16 protein-coding genes are annotated in these 15,117 nt (G+C 50.0%); 6 read left to right on the top strand and 10 right to left on the bottom strand.

The features are described from left to right. Positions 1-41 precede the first annotated feature (41 nt). A complete protein-coding gene (locus RWM02_RS06845) occupies positions 42-1,136 on the bottom strand; it encodes a DNA adenine methylase (RefSeq protein ID WP_314070450.1) in 1,095 nt (364 codons plus the stop codon). 108 nt (positions 1,137-1,244) lie between these two features. Between RWM02_RS06845 and RWM02_RS06840 the strand changes: the two genes are divergently transcribed. The 5 genes from RWM02_RS06840 (at position 1,245) to RWM02_RS06820 (ending at position 4,285) form a co-directional block, all read left to right on the top strand. Then, on the top strand, positions 1,245-2,117 hold the full coding sequence (locus tag RWM02_RS06840; RefSeq protein ID WP_390887746.1) for a menaquinone biosynthesis family protein: 873 nt from the start codon (positions 1,245-1,247) through the stop codon (positions 2,115-2,117). Beyond that, positions 2,117-2,383, top strand: a complete 267-nt coding sequence (gene fliQ / locus RWM02_RS06835) for a flagellar biosynthesis protein FliQ (RefSeq protein WP_002953589.1) — start codon at positions 2,117-2,119, stop codon at positions 2,381-2,383. The genes RWM02_RS06840 and fliQ overlap by 1 nt, the downstream gene beginning before the upstream one ends. Then, positions 2,380-3,165 carry a UDP-N-acetylmuramate dehydrogenase gene (locus RWM02_RS06830; RefSeq protein WP_314070448.1) on the top strand — a complete coding sequence of 262 codons (786 nt, stop codon included), beginning with the start codon at positions 2,380-2,382 and terminating at the stop codon, positions 3,163-3,165. The genes fliQ and RWM02_RS06830 overlap by 4 nt, the downstream gene beginning before the upstream one ends. A gap of 55 nt (positions 3,166-3,220) precedes the next feature. After that, entirely contained in the window at positions 3,221-3,643 is a 423-nt protein-coding gene (locus tag RWM02_RS06825; RefSeq protein ID WP_314070446.1) for a hypothetical protein, read from the top strand. Positions 3,644-3,778: 135 nt separating this feature from the next. Continuing rightward, positions 3,779-4,285, top strand: a complete 507-nt coding sequence (locus RWM02_RS06820) for a tetratricopeptide repeat protein (RefSeq protein WP_314070444.1) — start codon at positions 3,779-3,781, stop codon at positions 4,283-4,285. Positions 4,286-4,389: 104 nt separating this feature from the next. Here RWM02_RS06820 and RWM02_RS06815 read toward each other — a convergent pair whose 3' ends face one another. From RWM02_RS06815 to RWM02_RS06780, 8 genes are all read right to left on the bottom strand, one after another. Then, positions 4,390-4,842, bottom strand: a complete 453-nt coding sequence (locus RWM02_RS06815; protein ID WP_314070442.1) for a hypothetical protein — start codon at positions 4,840-4,842, stop codon at positions 4,390-4,392. Between the two features lie 197 nt (positions 4,843-5,039). Further along, positions 5,040-6,548, bottom strand: coding sequence for a dual specificity protein phosphatase family protein (locus RWM02_RS06810; RefSeq protein WP_314070440.1), 1,509 nt, complete (start codon positions 6,546-6,548; stop codon positions 5,040-5,042). Between the two features lie 516 nt (positions 6,549-7,064). After that, positions 7,065-9,101: a bifunctional alpha/beta hydrolase/class I SAM-dependent methyltransferase gene (locus RWM02_RS06805; RefSeq protein ID WP_314070437.1), complete on the bottom strand. Its 2,037-nt coding sequence runs from the start codon at positions 9,099-9,101 to the stop codon at positions 7,065-7,067. Between the two features lie 38 nt (positions 9,102-9,139). Next, complete coding sequence (locus RWM02_RS06800; protein WP_314070435.1) at positions 9,140-9,694, bottom strand: DUF1287 domain-containing protein; 555 nt, start codon at positions 9,692-9,694, stop codon at positions 9,140-9,142. Between the two features lie 7 nt (positions 9,695-9,701). Continuing rightward, on the bottom strand, positions 9,702-10,631 hold the full coding sequence (locus tag RWM02_RS06795; RefSeq protein ID WP_314070432.1) for a phosphatidate cytidylyltransferase: 930 nt from the start codon (positions 10,629-10,631) through the stop codon (positions 9,702-9,704). Beyond that, a complete protein-coding gene (locus RWM02_RS06790; protein ID WP_314070429.1) occupies positions 10,628-11,095 on the bottom strand; it encodes a hypothetical protein in 468 nt (155 codons plus the stop codon). Before RWM02_RS06790 ends, RWM02_RS06795 begins: the two co-directional genes overlap by 4 nt. After that, complete coding sequence (locus tag RWM02_RS06785; RefSeq protein ID WP_314070426.1) at positions 11,076-11,714, bottom strand: lysophospholipid acyltransferase family protein; 639 nt, start codon at positions 11,712-11,714, stop codon at positions 11,076-11,078. Before RWM02_RS06785 ends, RWM02_RS06790 begins: the two co-directional genes overlap by 20 nt. Continuing rightward, complete coding sequence (locus tag RWM02_RS06780) at positions 11,711-11,842, bottom strand: hypothetical protein (RefSeq protein ID WP_314070423.1); 132 nt, start codon at positions 11,840-11,842, stop codon at positions 11,711-11,713. The genes RWM02_RS06785 and RWM02_RS06780 overlap by 4 nt, the downstream gene beginning before the upstream one ends. A gap of 610 nt (positions 11,843-12,452) precedes the next feature. Here RWM02_RS06780 and hcp point away from each other — a divergent pair. After that, a complete protein-coding gene (hcp, locus tag RWM02_RS06775; protein WP_314070420.1) occupies positions 12,453-13,781 on the top strand; it encodes a hydroxylamine reductase in 1,329 nt (442 codons plus the stop codon). Between the two features lie 668 nt (positions 13,782-14,449). On the opposite strand, the gene RWM02_RS06770 is transcribed toward hcp, so the two are convergent. Beyond that, positions 14,450-15,046, bottom strand: a complete 597-nt coding sequence (locus RWM02_RS06770) for a CDP-alcohol phosphatidyltransferase family protein (RefSeq protein WP_122862391.1) — start codon at positions 15,044-15,046, stop codon at positions 14,450-14,452. Positions 15,047-15,117 lie beyond the last annotated feature (71 nt).

Below are 15,117 nucleotides of genomic sequence, written 5' to 3'. Positions count from 1 at the left end.
AATTTGAGACGGGTTTGAGTATGGTCAAATTTGCTCTAAATTTACGCTTTTTTTAAAATATAAAGCAGCTCGCTCACGTGCGTCGGGCGGCTGGCTAGATTTCTGCTTCCGCGAAAGGCGTTGTATTTTTTCTCCAAAATTCGCACTTCGCCAAGCCCGGCTAAATTTTGGCTAAATTCCTCGCGCGCGATGAAGCCCTCGGAGTTAAACGAGATGAGCACGAATTTAGCTTTGAGCTTTGAGACCAGCTCGAAAAATGCCGGCGCGGCGGCTGATTTTTGATTAAACACCGAGCGGTTCCAGCCTCTAGCGATGCCCGAAACTCGCGAGATTTCGCTCGGACGCTCGTAGCTAGCGATCAAATTTAGCATAAAGTAGTTCGAGCCGTAGGGGTGCTGGTTATAAGGCGGATCAAGATAGACTAAATCAAGCGGCGGAAGCTCGGCGGCAAGCTCCTGGGCGCCTCGTCTTTGCACGTCAAATTCGACGTTAAAATTTGAAAAAACGGGCTTAAGCAGGCTGATGTCTGCCGTGATGCGAGATAGCGCGTGTTTGCCGCGTCCGCCAAACTGCCCAAGGCCATCCTTGTTTTTGTGAAAACCCTTGAAAATGCCGCTGGTGTTAGCGTGCACGCTAGCTGAATACAGCAGCGGAGCGACGAAAAAAACGCGCAGCTGCTGCGGCACTAGCGCTTCGATAATCTGGCGCGCAGTGTCAATGTAGGCGGCGTTTTTTCTAGTGTAAAAGACGCGGTCCCTCGCCGAGATATTTGCCTCGTCTTTTGGCGCGTAAAGCTCGCAGATAAAGCCCTCACGCAAATTTGCGCCGATTTCGCGCGTTAGTTTTTCATGCCAAAAATCAAGCTCTTTTTTAAATCCCGCGTCCGCGTTTGCGAGGTAGCACTCGTTTGTTACGCGGCTATAAAGCTCCAGGTCGTTTGCGATGATGAAGCTTGCGTGGGATTTTAAAAACCGCGACACGATACCGCTGCCGCTAAAAAGGTCGCAGCAGCTTAGTTTTTCTTTACCAAGCGCCTCTTTTGCGATATTTACGCCTTGTTCGATGAAGCCTAAAAGCGAGCGTTTGTTGCCAAGATAAGTTAAAATTTGCTCTTTTAAATACGCCTGATTTTCCATATTTTTCTTTATAAATTCCGCATTTTTATGGGGATTGTAGCAAAAATTTACTATAATTTCGCAATCTAGCCGCGCGCGAAATTTAAAGCGGAGCAAAAAGGATAAAATTTGAAGATTTTTAAGCATATAAACGTCGCCCACTCGCCCGATGCGGATGATATTTTTATGTATAAGGCGATTGATTTTGGTTGGGTGAGCTCCAAAAATCTAAAATTTAGCGCCACCGCGCTTGATATCCAGACGCTAAACGACGAGGCGCTAAAGGGCACTTACGAGGCCACGGCGATTAGCTTCGCGCTATATCCGCTTATCTGCGACGAATACGCGCTTTTACGCACGGCGGTGAGCTTTGGCGAGGGCTACGGACCAAAGCTAGTTAAGAAAAAGGGCGCGGTCTTAAAGCGAAATTTCAAAGTCGCGCTCAGCGGCAAACACACGACAAACGCCCTACTTTTTCGCATGGCATACCCGCAGGCGCGCATAGTTTATAAAAATTTTCTCGACATCGAGGGCGCGGTCTTAAGCGGCGAAGTGGACGCAGGCGTGCTGATACACGAGAGCATTCTTGACTTTTCGGACGAGCTTTGCGTGGAGCGCGAGATCTGGGATATCTGGAGCGAGCTAGCGGGCGAAAATCTGCCGCTGCCGCTAGGAGGTATGGCGGTTCGTCGCAGCCTGCCGATAACGGACGCCATCGAGTGCGAGCGCGTGCTAACCGAAGGCGTGCGTATCGCCACCGCGCATAAGCCCTTTTTGTCGCACATGCTAATGGAGCGAAATCTCATCCGCGTCGATAAAGAAAAGCTAAAAACCTACCTAAATCTCTACGCAAACGACAGCTCCGTCTCGATGAACGAAACGCAGCTAAAGGCGGTAGATAGGCTTTTTGCGCTTGGCTACGAGCGCGGATTTTACCCGCTGCCTATCGATGCGAAAAACTACCTCGTGCCGACCGAGTACAACGATATAAGGTTTAGCTAATGCAATCAACGCTCATAGAACTCGGTATCGAAACCTTTAAGATAGCGCTTTATCTAAGCTTCCCGATGCTGCTAGCGGGCCTATCGGCGGGCCTTATCATCAGTATATTTCAGGCTACGACGCAGATAAACGAGATGACGCTAAGCTTCGTGCCCAAAATCATCCTCGTCGTCGTCGTGATTATATTTTTGATGCCGTGGATGGTCTCGATGATGGTCGATTTCACGACGCGCATGATAGAGTTTATCCCGAATTTCGTGCAATGACGCAGCTTATAGACTTTTCCAAATTTAGCTCGGTGCGAGTGGGCGGCGTGCACGAGGTGGCGGTGCTAGAAAGCATTGAAGACGCGCTAAAGCCTGAATTTGCCGGCCGCGTGATGATAGGCGGCGCGAACAACCTGCTCGTATCGCCAAACCCGCCCGCGATGATGATGTTAGGCGGCGCGTTTGATTATATAAATTTGAGCGGCGACGTGCTTGGTATCGGCGCTGCGACGAAGTCGGGCAAAATTTATAACTTCGCCAAAAAGCATAACATCGGCGGATTTGAGTTTTTGCAAAATATCCCAGGCACGCTTGGAGGTCTCGCCAAAATGAACGCGGGGCTTTGCGGCGTTAGTATCAGCGACGACCTGCTTGCTGTGCGGCTGGGACGCGGCTGGGTAGAGCGCGAGAGGATAAGCTTTAGCTACCGAAAAAGCGGGATAGATGAGCCGATTTTCGGCGCCAAGTTTAAAATTTCGCGCGAATTTGACGCGGCGCTCGCCGCCGATTTTGCCGCCAAGCGCGCAAATCAACCAAAGGGCGCTAGCTTTGGCAGTTGTTTTGTAAATCCGCCCGGCGACTACGCGGGCAGACTAATCGAAGCGGCAGGGCTAAAGGGATACGCGATAGGCGGAGCTAGATTTAGCAAACAACACGCAAATTTCATCGTAAATTTTAATGCCGCGACCTTTGCGGACGTGACGGGACTCATAAATTTAGCCCGCGAGCGCGTTTTAGAAAAATTTGACATCCAGCTAAAAACCGAAGTGGTCGTGATTTAGGTTAAAAACATAGCAAACAGGCTAAATGCTTAAGATTACTCGCAAGGAGGGCCTTATGAAAAAGTTAGCTTTAACCTTGTTTTTAGCATTTTGTTACCTGTCGGTAGCACAGGCCGGACCGAATCACAACGACGGCCTGGCCGCAAAATCAAAAGGCCAGTGGAAGGACGCGGAGAACTACTTTAAGCTAGGCTGCTATAAAGAAAAGGTTGATTCTTCTTGCAAGGAGCTTGGGCAGCTTTATGAGTTTGGCAAGGGTTCCGACGTCAAAAAAGACTCCGGCCTCGCAAAGCAGGCCTATGAAAAGTGCTGCGAGATATCGTTCGGCAAGAGAAGCAACTGCTGCGACAAAGTAAAAGACAAAACGACAGTAAGCGCTGAAAAAGGTTGCGAAAATAACGACGCGGCGGCTTGTATAGATTACGCTTACGAAAAACAAGACGTCAAATACCACCAAAAAGCTTGCGATCTGGGCTAAAATTTAGGATGCCTATGGACGGGCTACTCGTACACCGAGGGCAAAAACGGCGCCGAGCACGATCCTAAAAAGGGCTTTGAGATATTTTCAAAACTTTGCAGTAGCGGCTACGACGACGGTTGTAAATTTGTAGCGATGGGCTACAGAGACGGCAAAGGCGTGGAGAAAAATATAGACAAAGCCGTCGAAATCCTAAGCCAAATTTGCCAAGGCGAAAGGTTTGACGGATGCGCGAAGCTAGGCGAAATCTACCAAGACGATACCTACGGCAAAAAAGACGAAGCAAAAGCGTACGAGTACTATCTCCTGGCCTTCACGAAAAAAGAGCATGAAGCCTCCGGAAAATACGTAAAAGATAAAGACAACGCCGCAAAAGCTTGCGAAGCAAAGATCGCTCTCGGATGCGAATACGCAGGATCTGCGTACTATCAAGAAAAGCAGTTTGCCAAAGCCGCGGAGTATTTTGACAAAGGCTGCGAGCAAGGCCTAGTCGAGTCATGTCTGTTTGTGGGCTACACATACTACATGCCGCCGGCCCAAAGCGGAGTCGAAAAAGATCTTGAAAAGGCTAAAATTTACTTCAAAAAAGGTTGCGATCTAGGCTCGGCTCAGAGCTGCAGCACGCTAGAAAATATCAAATAAACCTCGGGCGCAAATTTAACCGTTTGCGCCTAAATTTATCTTTTAACCCCATAAATCTACGGGCCGCGGAAGTCAAATTTTGCGGTCAAATTTGTCTCCTAAACCTAGCCCAAATAGTAGCCCGCCAAAGCCGCGACGATGGCGATGAGAGTAAGCGCGGCCGTTAATTTATATAGCCGCAAAGCTCCGGCGCAGCGATTTTTCATATCGCGGATTTTGGGCGGCTTGCTAGCTAAATTTAGCTCCGCAAGCGCCGCGTCAAATTTACCGCAACAAAGCCTCCCGTCCGCAAAATCTCTAAAAATCAGCGCATCAAAATGCAACCTAACGTGCAGATAAAACAGAGCCGCAAAAGCCGTCAAAAAGCCCGCAATAACGGCAAAATGCGTAAAAATCGTAAGGCAGACGGCTAGCTGAAGTAAATTTAACAAGAAAAACAGCCTGTGCGTCGCTAAAAATCTAGCCGTAACCAGCGCCAAAGCCCCATCGTCCGTCCTTTGGCAGCATTCCTGCTCCCCGCCTTGCGCCGATTTTTCGTTTTGCTCCGCATTCGTCATTTTCTCTCCTCATTTTGGGCGTTTGGTTAAATTTCCGTTCGTTTTTGCCGAGAAATTTACAATGCCGCTTGTTTCTAGCCTTCAGATTTTTAAATTTGATCCCCCAAACCGGACTTGATCAAATTTGGCCTGCGTCTATTTCGCGCTTAAATTTGCCGCGCTTGCTTTTGCGAATTTAGCCGATTTTTAGTCCGCTTTCAAATTTCGCGGACTTCTGCAGCCAGCCGCGCTATCCGATCGCGCAGCGAGCTAGCGACCGCGATCTTTTCGCGGCGAGATTTTAGCAAATTTAGCGCCTCGTCAAAGCCCAGTCCCGCGTAAATCACCAGCCAAGCAAGCAGCACCGACGCGCTCCTGCCGTAGCCAAGCGCGCAGCAGACCAGCACCTTTTTATCGTTTGCTTCGGCGGCTCGTTCGTTTGAGTCCGTGAGAGTTTGCTCCTCGCCTTCGTTTGCCGCGACGCGCGCTAGCAAATTTAGCCGCGAGCTCGCTTGCCTGTGAAATTTAAAATCTCGCCCGTGCGCGTAGTTTGCTTCGGAGCTAAAATTTGATCCTATCTCCGCCACCATTTGCGGTAAATTTTCGCCGCCGCAAAGAGCCCTTTTTACGAGCCGTTCAAGCTCGTCCGCGCCGAGTTTTAGCTCGTCCGCGCCGGGCGTTATCATATCTAGCATAGGCACGCTTGCGTAAATTTGCGCGCCGCCAGGGCACTCAAACTCAGCCGCGAGATCTAGCACCGCGTCAAATTTGCCCGCCTGCTTAACCGAGCCCAGATACAGCCCGGGCAAAATCTCGTCTGAAAGCCGGCGTCCGCGCAGCCAAAAAAGCGCATTTAACCGCGCGACGCAAAGATAGGGAAACAGTAAAGCTTTAGCCGCGGCGGCATGACGGCCTTGCTCGTTTTTAGCAAAAACTCCCGCGCCTAAAAACGCGTAACCGCAAGCAACCAGCGCAAAACTAAGGCTCGCCCACGATAGCCACAGCATCCACGCGCCCCAAATTTTAGCTCCCAAAATCGCCGCAAAAAGCGTCAAAAACGCGAGTCCCATATATAGCGCCGCCCATTTGTAGCGCGTGAGCTCCCTAGCTATAGCAAAACTAAGCGGCGCGCCCTCCAGCGGGCGAATCAGTAGCACGAGGCAGCCCGCAGCCAGCCCCGTCGGAATGTCGATAAAATGGTGCTGATACGTGGTCAGCACGCTAAGGCCGATGAGCGCAAACCACGCGACAAGCGCCGCCTTAAGCCAAACCGCGCGCGCCTTGCGAAGGTAAAATGCGCCCACCACGACGCAAAGTATGATGTGCAGCGACGGAGCTTGATTAAACGGGAGGTCAAAGACGGCGAGGCTTGAGAACAAAAAGCCGCTAAGGCCCGAAACCGCGGGCTTTTCCCACGACATTTGCAGAGGAAAAGCGATAAAAAACAGCGTCGCGATCATCTGCGCGGCCAGCAGCTGCGTAACGTAGCGCGCGAGCTCCCTGGCGTCACGGCAGAGGAAGAATCCAAGCGCGTAGAGCAAATTTAGCGACCAATACAGCACGATACTCCACGCCCAAAACGGCACCACGCGCTCCCACGCGAAATAAATCTCGGGCACGTTTGCGCGAGCGCTCGCGAGGGCGTTCGTGGCACCGTAGCTAGCGTAAAATATTGCCGCAACGACGACTAGTGCGGCCAGCTGCGATAAAAACAATTTCGTTTTCATTTTTGCCTTTTTGCTAATTCTATCAAATTTTAGTGGATTTGCGCTTTTACGGCTTAATCGCCGATATCGCTCGGTTGGCGTAAATTTTAGCCGCCGAGACCCGCACCGCAAAAATGCTAAATTTGGTTTTGTCAAATTTGGATTTTAGTCTTTCTTGTTAAGGGGGAAGGGGCTTGAATTACGCTCTGCTAGCAGTTGCGAGGCAAAGCCGAAGCAAAAGAGCTCCCTTCCCCCTTAACGATCCCCCAACCCCTACGACGTGAGATGTTGCTGCACTGCGTGCAGGTTTATGTGGCGCTGTCGCGCCGCACGTTTTTTAGTTTAGCATTTTTGGGGTGCGGGTCTCGGCGAGCAAAATTTGACTTCAAATTTGAACATAAAAAGTTAAGGCGAAGTATTTTGAGATGGATTTGAATGTTGCGAAGAAAATTTTCGACCGAAGATAGAACATTTGGTTCATCGAGGGAGAAAATTTCTAGCTCATTCAAAGACGCTCAAAAGACAAGCCGCAAAAGGCTAAATTTTAACGGCCAAACTCACACTAAATATCCCATCCCCATCTATCCACTCTTTCACCTTTTTAAATCCCGCCTTTGCCACGAGCTGATCCATCTCGGCCTGGCTACGGCGGCGCATGATCCATGCCGCACCCTGCCTGTGGCTAGATAGAGCGCGCGCGATCATCTCAAGCTGCGGGTGCCACGGCTGATTGGTGTAGATGAGGTAGCCGCCGCTTTTTACGCTGCTTGCAAAGCCTTGTAGCGCGGTGCGCACGACTGAGTTATCCGGAAAGAGCTCAAACAGCCCCGACACGACGCCTAGCGTATATGCGTCCTGCAGGCCCTCGTAGCTAGCGGCATCAAAGGCGTTTGCCTGCGTAAAGCTCGCGATGTCCTCTAGCCCGCGCTCCTTTATCATTTCGCTACCGGCTTTTACGTTTATGTCGCTATAGTCGCGCAGCGTTATGCGCTCAAATTTATGCCCCTGCGCGGCGTCTAGTATGTATCTGCCGTGACCCGAGGCGATATCGAGCAGTCGTAGCGGCTCGTCTCGCTCCTGTAGCTTTGCCACGGCTTGATCGATAGCTAGCTTGATATTTCGTTTGCGCTCTCTGATGCCGCGCCAGCCGATGGCGTTTAGGTAAAATTTGTCGATAAATTTAAAAAATTTATTCGCCCCTTGCGGCTCGTTTCGGTATACGTAGTCAAGCGTACTGCCGCTATCGTAGCCGGTATTTTCGCCGATCTTTAGCCCGCCGACCCACGGCGAAACCGCCTGCATAAATATCCGCTGAAATTTAAACCGCAAATTTTTCAGGCTAAATCTCGGTAGCGGCGTAGCCAGCCTATCGGCCTCCTCGCGGCTAAAGCCGTATTCGTCCGCATGCGTGCAGTCCACCTCGCTAAAAGGCGCTCTAAAGCGCTCACCGACGAACTCGCGCACGATCTCAAACGCCCTCTCCCGCTCGCTCTCGCCCAGCGTATCGTGGTAAAATCCGTCTAAAATCTCGCGCCTTTTTACGTGCGCGCCAAGAGAGTTGTAAAACTCGTGCTGCGGGGCGTGCTCCACGACCCAATCATCGCCCGAGATTAGCAGTAGCGTAGGCGTCGTGATCGCGGCGGCGTCCGAAACCACGCGCCGTGCCGCTTCGTAAAGCCCCAGTAGTATGCGCACCGAGATCGCGCGAGTGATGAGCGCATCGGCGTCGTAGCTGGCCTGACGCTGTTTGTCGTGCGTGAGATAGTGGGCCTTGACGTAGCTGTTTACGAAAAAATTTCCGCGAGCGCGGTAGATCGCCTTTAGACCCGCTCTCGCAAACGGTACGTAAAGCTTCACGCTAAACGCCGGACTAGCCAGCACCGCGCAGCGAACGCGCACAGCGTAGTCGTGCAGCCACGCCGAGACCAGCACCGCGCCCACGCTCTGGGCTATCACGGCTAGATTTTGCGTCTCAAAGCCAAATCTCTGCTCGATGTGCGCCACAAACTCGTCCACGTCGGCGATGAGGCGGCCGATACTCGGCGCGTCGCCCCGCTCTCCGTCGCTCCTGCCGTGTCCGCGCTGATCCCACGCAAAATAGCTCAAACTCTCGTCCGCTAGCCCCTCGGCTACGTGCGTCGTCCTACCCGAGTGCTCGTGCCCGCGGTGAAATATCGCTACGGCTTTGGCGTTTGGCGCGGCTTTGAATTTGAGATTTTGCTCGGCGTTTTCGCTAGGCGTCTCGCTCAAATTTGACGCAGCGCATTTGCCGGTTTCGTTTAAATTTGAGTCCGAGTTTTCGCCGCCGTTTGGTAAATTTTGCTCGCCGGGTTTATCTTCGCCGCTTAAATTTAGCTCCGCATTTTCATTCGAGCCGCCTGCTTGCTCGCTAGTCAAATTTGACATTTCGTTTGCAGTTTGGACGCCCAAATTTGATCCGTTAAATTTACTATCTTCGCTCAAATTTACTTCATTTGCGCCCGGGTTTTCGCACGCTACGTCGCTAGCAAGGCGATATCTGTAAAATATCCTCGCCCCGTCGCTGGTTATAAAATAGCTCTCTTTAAACTCCATTTTTCGCCTTTCTTGCTTAAATTTATCGATTTTTTTACTTATTTTATCCTAAAATGCCCCGTTATCTCGTAACTCTTTAGCACGTCCTCTTCCTGCGCGCCAAGCCCGATGTTGTGGATCACGAGCGGAGTTTTGTCGGCGGCAAATTTATCCGAAACTATGCCGATGTGCGGCCTGCCGTTATCCAGCCGCCACGTCACGATATCGCCGGCTTTAAACTCGCCTTTCGCCTCGTAGCCCTTGCGTTTTAGATAGGTCGCGATGTTTGGCACGCGGCGATGATCGATATTTTTGTCGGTCTTTTTCGCGCCCCAGTTTTTTGGATAGGTGCTAAAATTTGCGCTCATGTCCTCGTGGATGAGCCGCTGCAGATCGATATCCTGTCCGCGCAGCGCCCTAACTACGACGTCGGTGCAAACGCCCTTTATCATATCCACGTCGCCCATCGGATAGGCTAGCCTTGAGTACGAAGGATCGTAAAACAGCGTCCGTCCGACCTGCGCTCTAGCGTCTTGTACGAGCTTTTCGGCCGAAAATGTAAAGGCAAAATTCGCCGCCAGCGCTAAAAGTAAAATTTTGCTCCAAATTTTCATCAAAACCTCACGCGTAAAAATATCTAACTATGTGAAAAAATATCGGCGCCGCAAAGCACAGCGAGTCCATACGGTCAAGCATCCCGCCGTGCCCGCTGATCATATAACCCCAGTCCTTGACGCCTAGATCGCGCTTGATCGCAGACATAACGAGCCCTCCTAAAAAGCCCATCATACAAACGGCAAGCCCGATGAAAAATGCTCCTACCGCGCCAAAAGGCGTAAGATGATGCAGACACGCAGCCAGTGCGCTAGCGCTAAGAACCCCTCCCGCAAAGCCGACCACCGTCTTAGACGGACTGATGCTAGGCGCGATCTTGCGTTTGCCAAAAAGCTTGCCCCAGACGTACTGCAGCACGTCGCTAGACTGCACGACCAGGATCAAAAACAGCATCAGCTCCATGCCGCTACCTTGCTTAAGATCCAGCAAAAGAAGCGCGGGGATGTGCGAAATACAAAACACGCAGATCATCAGCGCCCACTGGATCTTCGTCGAGCGCTCCAAAAAATATGCCGCATCGCCGCAAATAGCCGCCAAAATCGGTAAAAACAAAAATCCGTAAACCGGGATAAATATCATCGCCATCGCGTACCAATCAGCATATATAAATATATACTGCGCGGGCAAAATCACGTAAAAGCACGCCACGAGCGCGATGTGATCGCCCCTGCGGATGTAGATGAGCGACAAAAACTCGCGCAATGCGGCAAAAGACACGAGCAAAAACAAAAATATCACGGCGTTTTTGCCCATATACGTAAACGCGAAAATAACCAAAATCATCGCCCACCAGGCGTTTATGCGCGAGGTCAAATTTGCAATGGTTTTGTTCTCGGCGCCGAATTTCGCCTTTAGCATAAAGGCAACGGCGCTAGAGACGACTAGCACCGCGATGAGTCCTAAAAATAGATTTAATATATGATTTTGCGGGTTCATTTTAGTGCCTTTTGGTTAAATTTAAAGCTAAATTTGACGTATGTTTTGAAGCGCTCCGAGCTGGCCGAATTTACGCGCGCTTGGTTTGCCGTGCGGGAGGTTTGGGTGGTTAAATTTGTTAGCGAAAAAAGCTCGCGCTTTTGGCTCGTGCTTGGGCCAAATTTGATTTGCGGCGAGGCGAGCGTTTTAGCCTGGGTTTTGTTTTTAAATTTGACGCTTTTAGCCGCCGCTCTCAAAGACTCGCCGTCAAATTTGCCGTAAAAATCGGTCGCAAATTTACCTCGCTCGTTTGACCGCTTCATCTCGCGCTCAAATTCTTTAGGGCGAGTGCTGCAAATTTTATCTCCAAGCCCCAAGTCGTCGCAAAAAATATTGGCCGAATTTTCTCGCGCGCTTGACGGGTTTGCGGGGTTCAAATTTACCGCTCTGGCCGAAGCCGCCGCGCTATGCTTTCGTTCTATCATTTTGTGCATCGCTCATCGCTAGCAGCGCGTCCTGCGCCTTTTGTAAAAACTCGCCCTTGCTCTCGCCGCCGTAGGTTATCTCCTCGCCCACTATCAGCTCGCAAAGTAGCGGAATAGGCACGAAAAAACCCTTAGGCAGGACGTTTCTCGCGTTTTTGATCCATACGGGCACGAACGAGACGGCGGGACACTGCTGCGCCAGACGGAAGATCCCGCTTTTAAACGGCTGTAGCGCGAGATCGTCGTCCGTCTTGCGCGTACCCTCGGGAAAGATGATGAGAGAGTGCGTTTTTAGCGCCTCGCTCATTTGCGCTAGCGCCTCTAGCGGATCTTTGTGACGGCTGATTAGCACCATATTAAACACGTTTTTAGCAAGAAACCTGCGCACCGGCCCGCTCTCCCAGTACTCCGCCGCCGCAACTGGACGCACGCGCTTTCTCACACGGTAAGGTAGTGAGACGAAAATCAGTAAAAAATCGCCGTGGCTAGCGTGGTTGGCGTAGTAAATTTTAGTACCCTCGCCGATATTTAAAAGCTCCTGCGGCGGCCGTACGCCCGTGATAAATATAGTGATACGGCAAAGGATAAAATCAAGCGCGGCCGCTAAAAACTCTTTCATCTTTCGTCCTTTTTGTTAAATTTGCCTTGTTTGCGCGTCAAATTTGACGAGTAGCGCAGATTTGCGGCGACAATTGCTTGCGAACGAAGCGGTTTTGAAGCTCGGGATTTTAACTCGTAGACGCTCATGATACTCCAAATATAAGCTTAACGAAACTTAGGCAGATTTAGCTGCGACTCTAGCTTGCCGTCTACAAAACCCCTTATCGATTTTAAAAATATGATAAATTTCTTTTATAGAAATATCGCTTCGATTGTTTTGTATTTTTGCGGTATTATACCTAAAATTCGTATTCTTTAAGCGAAGCAAGCAATTGTCTCCTTGCCCCTACGGTTGCTACGCCTTGGAGAAATACCCTTAAATTTGCCGACCCATGTTTCTTGATCGTTTTGCGCGTTAGCGAGTTTGGCTACACAGCCCGCCGATCTCCCGCAACCACCCTGACTTCGTAGAGCCGTCAAGATTGCCATCGCGCCATAGCGTCGGCTCGTTTGCTGAGCGATTTTACTATCCGAGTTATAGACCGTGCCGCTCGCGATTTTGTCGTTGGAATTTTAAAATTTGACTCAAATTTGATAATGCCCCAGCCGCCGCAAGAACTCAAATTTGGCTCGTAAAATTTAAATTCTCATTTTATAAATAATTTTGATAAATTTTCGCCGTTTCTTGACAGCGATCAAGTCGTTATTATAAATAAAATCTTAAAATCCATAACTAATTTTTTATAAAGGGTTTTCTATGAGTTACAATCAAGAGATGTTCTGCCATCAGTGTCAAATGAGCGCGCCCGAGGGCTGCGGCGCCAAAGGCCAAGACCGCGGCACCTGCGGTAAAACCTCCACGCTGGCGTTGCTTCAAGACGCTATGGTTTTCGGACTTAAGGGCCTTAGCGCCTACCGCCACCACGCGCACGAGCTCGGCGCCGATACTAGCGCGGTCGATACCGTTATGGCGGATACGCTGTATTTCACGCTGACGAACTCAAATTTTAACTTTGACGAGCATATCGCGCAGCTGATGGCCGTCGGAGGTGCGGGCGTGCAGATGATGGATATCTTAAGCGAGGCGCATACCGCAAAATTCGGCGTACCGACCCCGGTTAAGGTAAGCCAAAACAAAGTCGAAGGCAAGGCGATTTTGGTTAGCGGACACAACCTTCACGCTCTTGAGGCGCTACTAAAAGCGACCGAGGGCAAAGGCATCAATATCTACACCCACTCCGAGATGCTTCCTGCGCACGGCTATCCGCAGCTTCGCAAGTATCCGCACCTAAAGGGCAACGTCGGCAAGGCGTGGTTCGATCAGACCAAGCTTTTTAACGAATTTAAAGGCGCTATTTTGATGACTACTAACTGCATCGTGCCGCTTCGCTCGTCCTGTAGCTACGCAGGCAGGCTGTTTGGCTACTCTATCGCTGGCACAGACGGGATCAAACATATCCAAAACGACGATTTTACGCCGCTCATCGAGTGCGCGCTTGCGTGCGGCGACGTGAGCATGGATAGCGACGAGAGCTTGATGACGGGCGGACACTACAAGACGATTTTAAGCCTTGCGCCGCAAATTTTAGACGCGATCAAGTCAGGCAAAATCCGCCGCTTTTTCGTCATCGCCGGCTGCGACGCGCCGGGCAAAGGACGCGAGTATTACCGCGAGCTAGCGCTTAGCCTGCCGAAGGACTGCGTGATTTTGACCTCCAGCTGCGGCAAATTCCGCTTCAACGACGTGGATTTCGGAAACGTGCCCGGCACCGAGCTTCCGCGCTATATCGACCTTGGCCAGTGCAACGACAGCAACGGCGCGGTCAAGATCGCCCTTGCGCTTAGCGAGGCTACGGGCATCGCGGTAAACGACCTGCCGGTCTCGATCGTGCTGATGTGGATGGAGCAAAAGGCGGTCATCATCCTGCTTGCGCTGTTTAGCCTAGGCGTTAAGAATATCAACGTGGGCCCTACGGTGCCTGAGTTTTTCAACGATGAAATTTTGGGCTTTTTGGTGCAAAATTTCGGCCTTCGCCTAATCAGCAGCGACGCACAGGCGGATTTGAAATACTTCCTGGGCGAATAACTATCGCTCGGGCAATCTTTTCGGGCGCGTGAGAAATTCTGCGCGCCCGTTTCGCCGCCGTTCGCGCTTGTAAATCCGCTTGCGCTCGCTAAAATTTAAAATTTCGGCCGGCGGCAAATTTCGTTTTACAACACGAGTGCTACGTGGTCTTTGCTTATTAAAAAGCATCTTAACCAGACCTACACCCAAACAAAAATACCCGCTCGCTCCTCTGCTTTAAATTCCATAAACGCGTTTGCCTTAGCAATAAGATAACTTTAGCAAAAACCGAGTTTATAAATTTGACATGCTCGCCAAATTTAGTTTTTTGTACGGCTATCGCAAGCTCTTATTTTAAATTTGACTAGCTTGCGTCGTCCGTAAATTTGGCTATCTTTTTGATAAAGTTTTTCCATGACTATGCTACATTTTTTGGCTATTTTTAAATAATTTATCTGAGTGCGGATTGCGATTTATTGCTTGCCTACTAAACCCATGCTAGCGCTTTATAAAACTTTTAAACAAATTTACCCGCAACCGTAAACTACGCCAAGTGTTATAGCATTGCAGTGGAATATTGTTTTGGGATTTATATCGTTTGATTTATGGGAGTCTAGGCATAAATTTGCAAAAAAATGTCATCCTATTTTTAGTTCATTTCTCAAATTTATGCCGCGTATTTTATTAGACTAGCTTTTTAAACCCATTCTGATGCGATTTATGCAGGTAAGCGCAAGCAAAAGCGCCACCGCATAAAGCGCCCAACTAAACCATGAGGGTAGCTGACCAAATACTGCATATATAGTGCCTATAAGCCCGAACACAAATGCGCGGTCGCTCTTGCCCATAGGGCCGTCATAACGCCTACCGCTACCCTGCACCTGCCCTAGAACGCCTAAGAACTCGCTCATAAAGGCTAAAAAGATAACGAACGCGATAATGCCCCATCCAAATGGTGCCACGAAAGCAAACGGCAAATAAAGCGCGGCGTCAGAAATAACGTCAGTAGCTTCATTCAGATAGCCTCCAAGCGGGGTTTTTTGATTAAACTCACGGGCCAGCATACCATCAATAGCATTTAACGCCATGCGTAAAAACATCCAAATAGGTAGCAGAAAAAATAACGCTGAAATATCGGAAAATTTAGCAAGTAGCGCACCTAATAAAATGGAGATAATGCAGGCTATAAGCGTAACTTGATTTGCCGTAATACCGGCATTATAAAGATGCTTTACTAACGGACGAAGCAGGTTTTGAAATTTGGGTTTTAGCTCGTAAATACTCATGATACTCCAAATAATTTTAATTTAGCATTTTCTCCTAAAAATACTTGAATAAAGTTTAATAAAGGAGCGCA

The organism is Campylobacter showae (genome assembly GCF_963515975.1).
In the GTDB taxonomy this organism is placed as follows: Bacteria; Campylobacterota; Campylobacteria; order Campylobacterales; family Campylobacteraceae; genus Campylobacter_A; species Campylobacter_A showae_F.
This window is presented reverse-complemented; position numbering and strand designations above follow the sequence as displayed.

Bases quoted from the DNA above. Each gene is read 5' to 3' on its own strand.
- RWM02_RS06845 (WP_314070450.1), bottom strand. From the start codon at position 1,136: ATGGAAAATCAGGCGTATTTAAAAGAGCAAATTTTAACTTATCTTGGC.
- fliQ (WP_002953589.1), top strand. From the start codon at position 2,117: ATGCAATCAACGCTCATAGAACTCGGTATCGAAACCTTTAAGATAGCG.
- RWM02_RS06830 (WP_314070448.1), top strand. From the start codon at position 2,380: ATGACGCAGCTTATAGACTTTTCCAAATTTAGCTCGGTGCGAGTGGGC.
- RWM02_RS06825 (WP_314070446.1), top strand. From the start codon at position 3,221: ATGAAAAAGTTAGCTTTAACCTTGTTTTTAGCATTTTGTTACCTGTCG.
- RWM02_RS06820 (WP_314070444.1), top strand. From the start codon at position 3,779: ATGGGCTACAGAGACGGCAAAGGCGTGGAGAAAAATATAGACAAAGCC.
- RWM02_RS06815 (WP_314070442.1), bottom strand. From the start codon at position 4,842: ATGACGAATGCGGAGCAAAACGAAAAATCGGCGCAAGGCGGGGAGCAG.
- RWM02_RS06810 (WP_314070440.1), bottom strand. From the start codon at position 6,548: ATGAAAACGAAATTGTTTTTATCGCAGCTGGCCGCACTAGTCGTCGTT.
- RWM02_RS06805 (WP_314070437.1), bottom strand. From the start codon at position 9,101: ATGGAGTTTAAAGAGAGCTATTTTATAACCAGCGACGGGGCGAGGATA.
- RWM02_RS06800 (WP_314070435.1), bottom strand. From the start codon at position 9,694: ATGAAAATTTGGAGCAAAATTTTACTTTTAGCGCTGGCGGCGAATTTT.
- RWM02_RS06795 (WP_314070432.1), bottom strand. From the start codon at position 10,631: ATGAACCCGCAAAATCATATATTAAATCTATTTTTAGGACTCATCGCG.
- RWM02_RS06790 (WP_314070429.1), bottom strand. From the start codon at position 11,095: ATGATAGAACGAAAGCATAGCGCGGCGGCTTCGGCCAGAGCGGTAAAT.
- RWM02_RS06785 (WP_314070426.1), bottom strand. From the start codon at position 11,714: ATGAAAGAGTTTTTAGCGGCCGCGCTTGATTTTATCCTTTGCCGTATC.
- RWM02_RS06780 (WP_314070423.1), bottom strand. From the start codon at position 11,842: ATGAGCGTCTACGAGTTAAAATCCCGAGCTTCAAAACCGCTTCGTTCG.
- hcp (WP_314070420.1), top strand. From the start codon at position 12,453: ATGAGTTACAATCAAGAGATGTTCTGCCATCAGTGTCAAATGAGCGCG.
- RWM02_RS06770 (WP_122862391.1), bottom strand. From the start codon at position 15,046: ATGAGTATTTACGAGCTAAAACCCAAATTTCAAAACCTGCTTCGTCCG.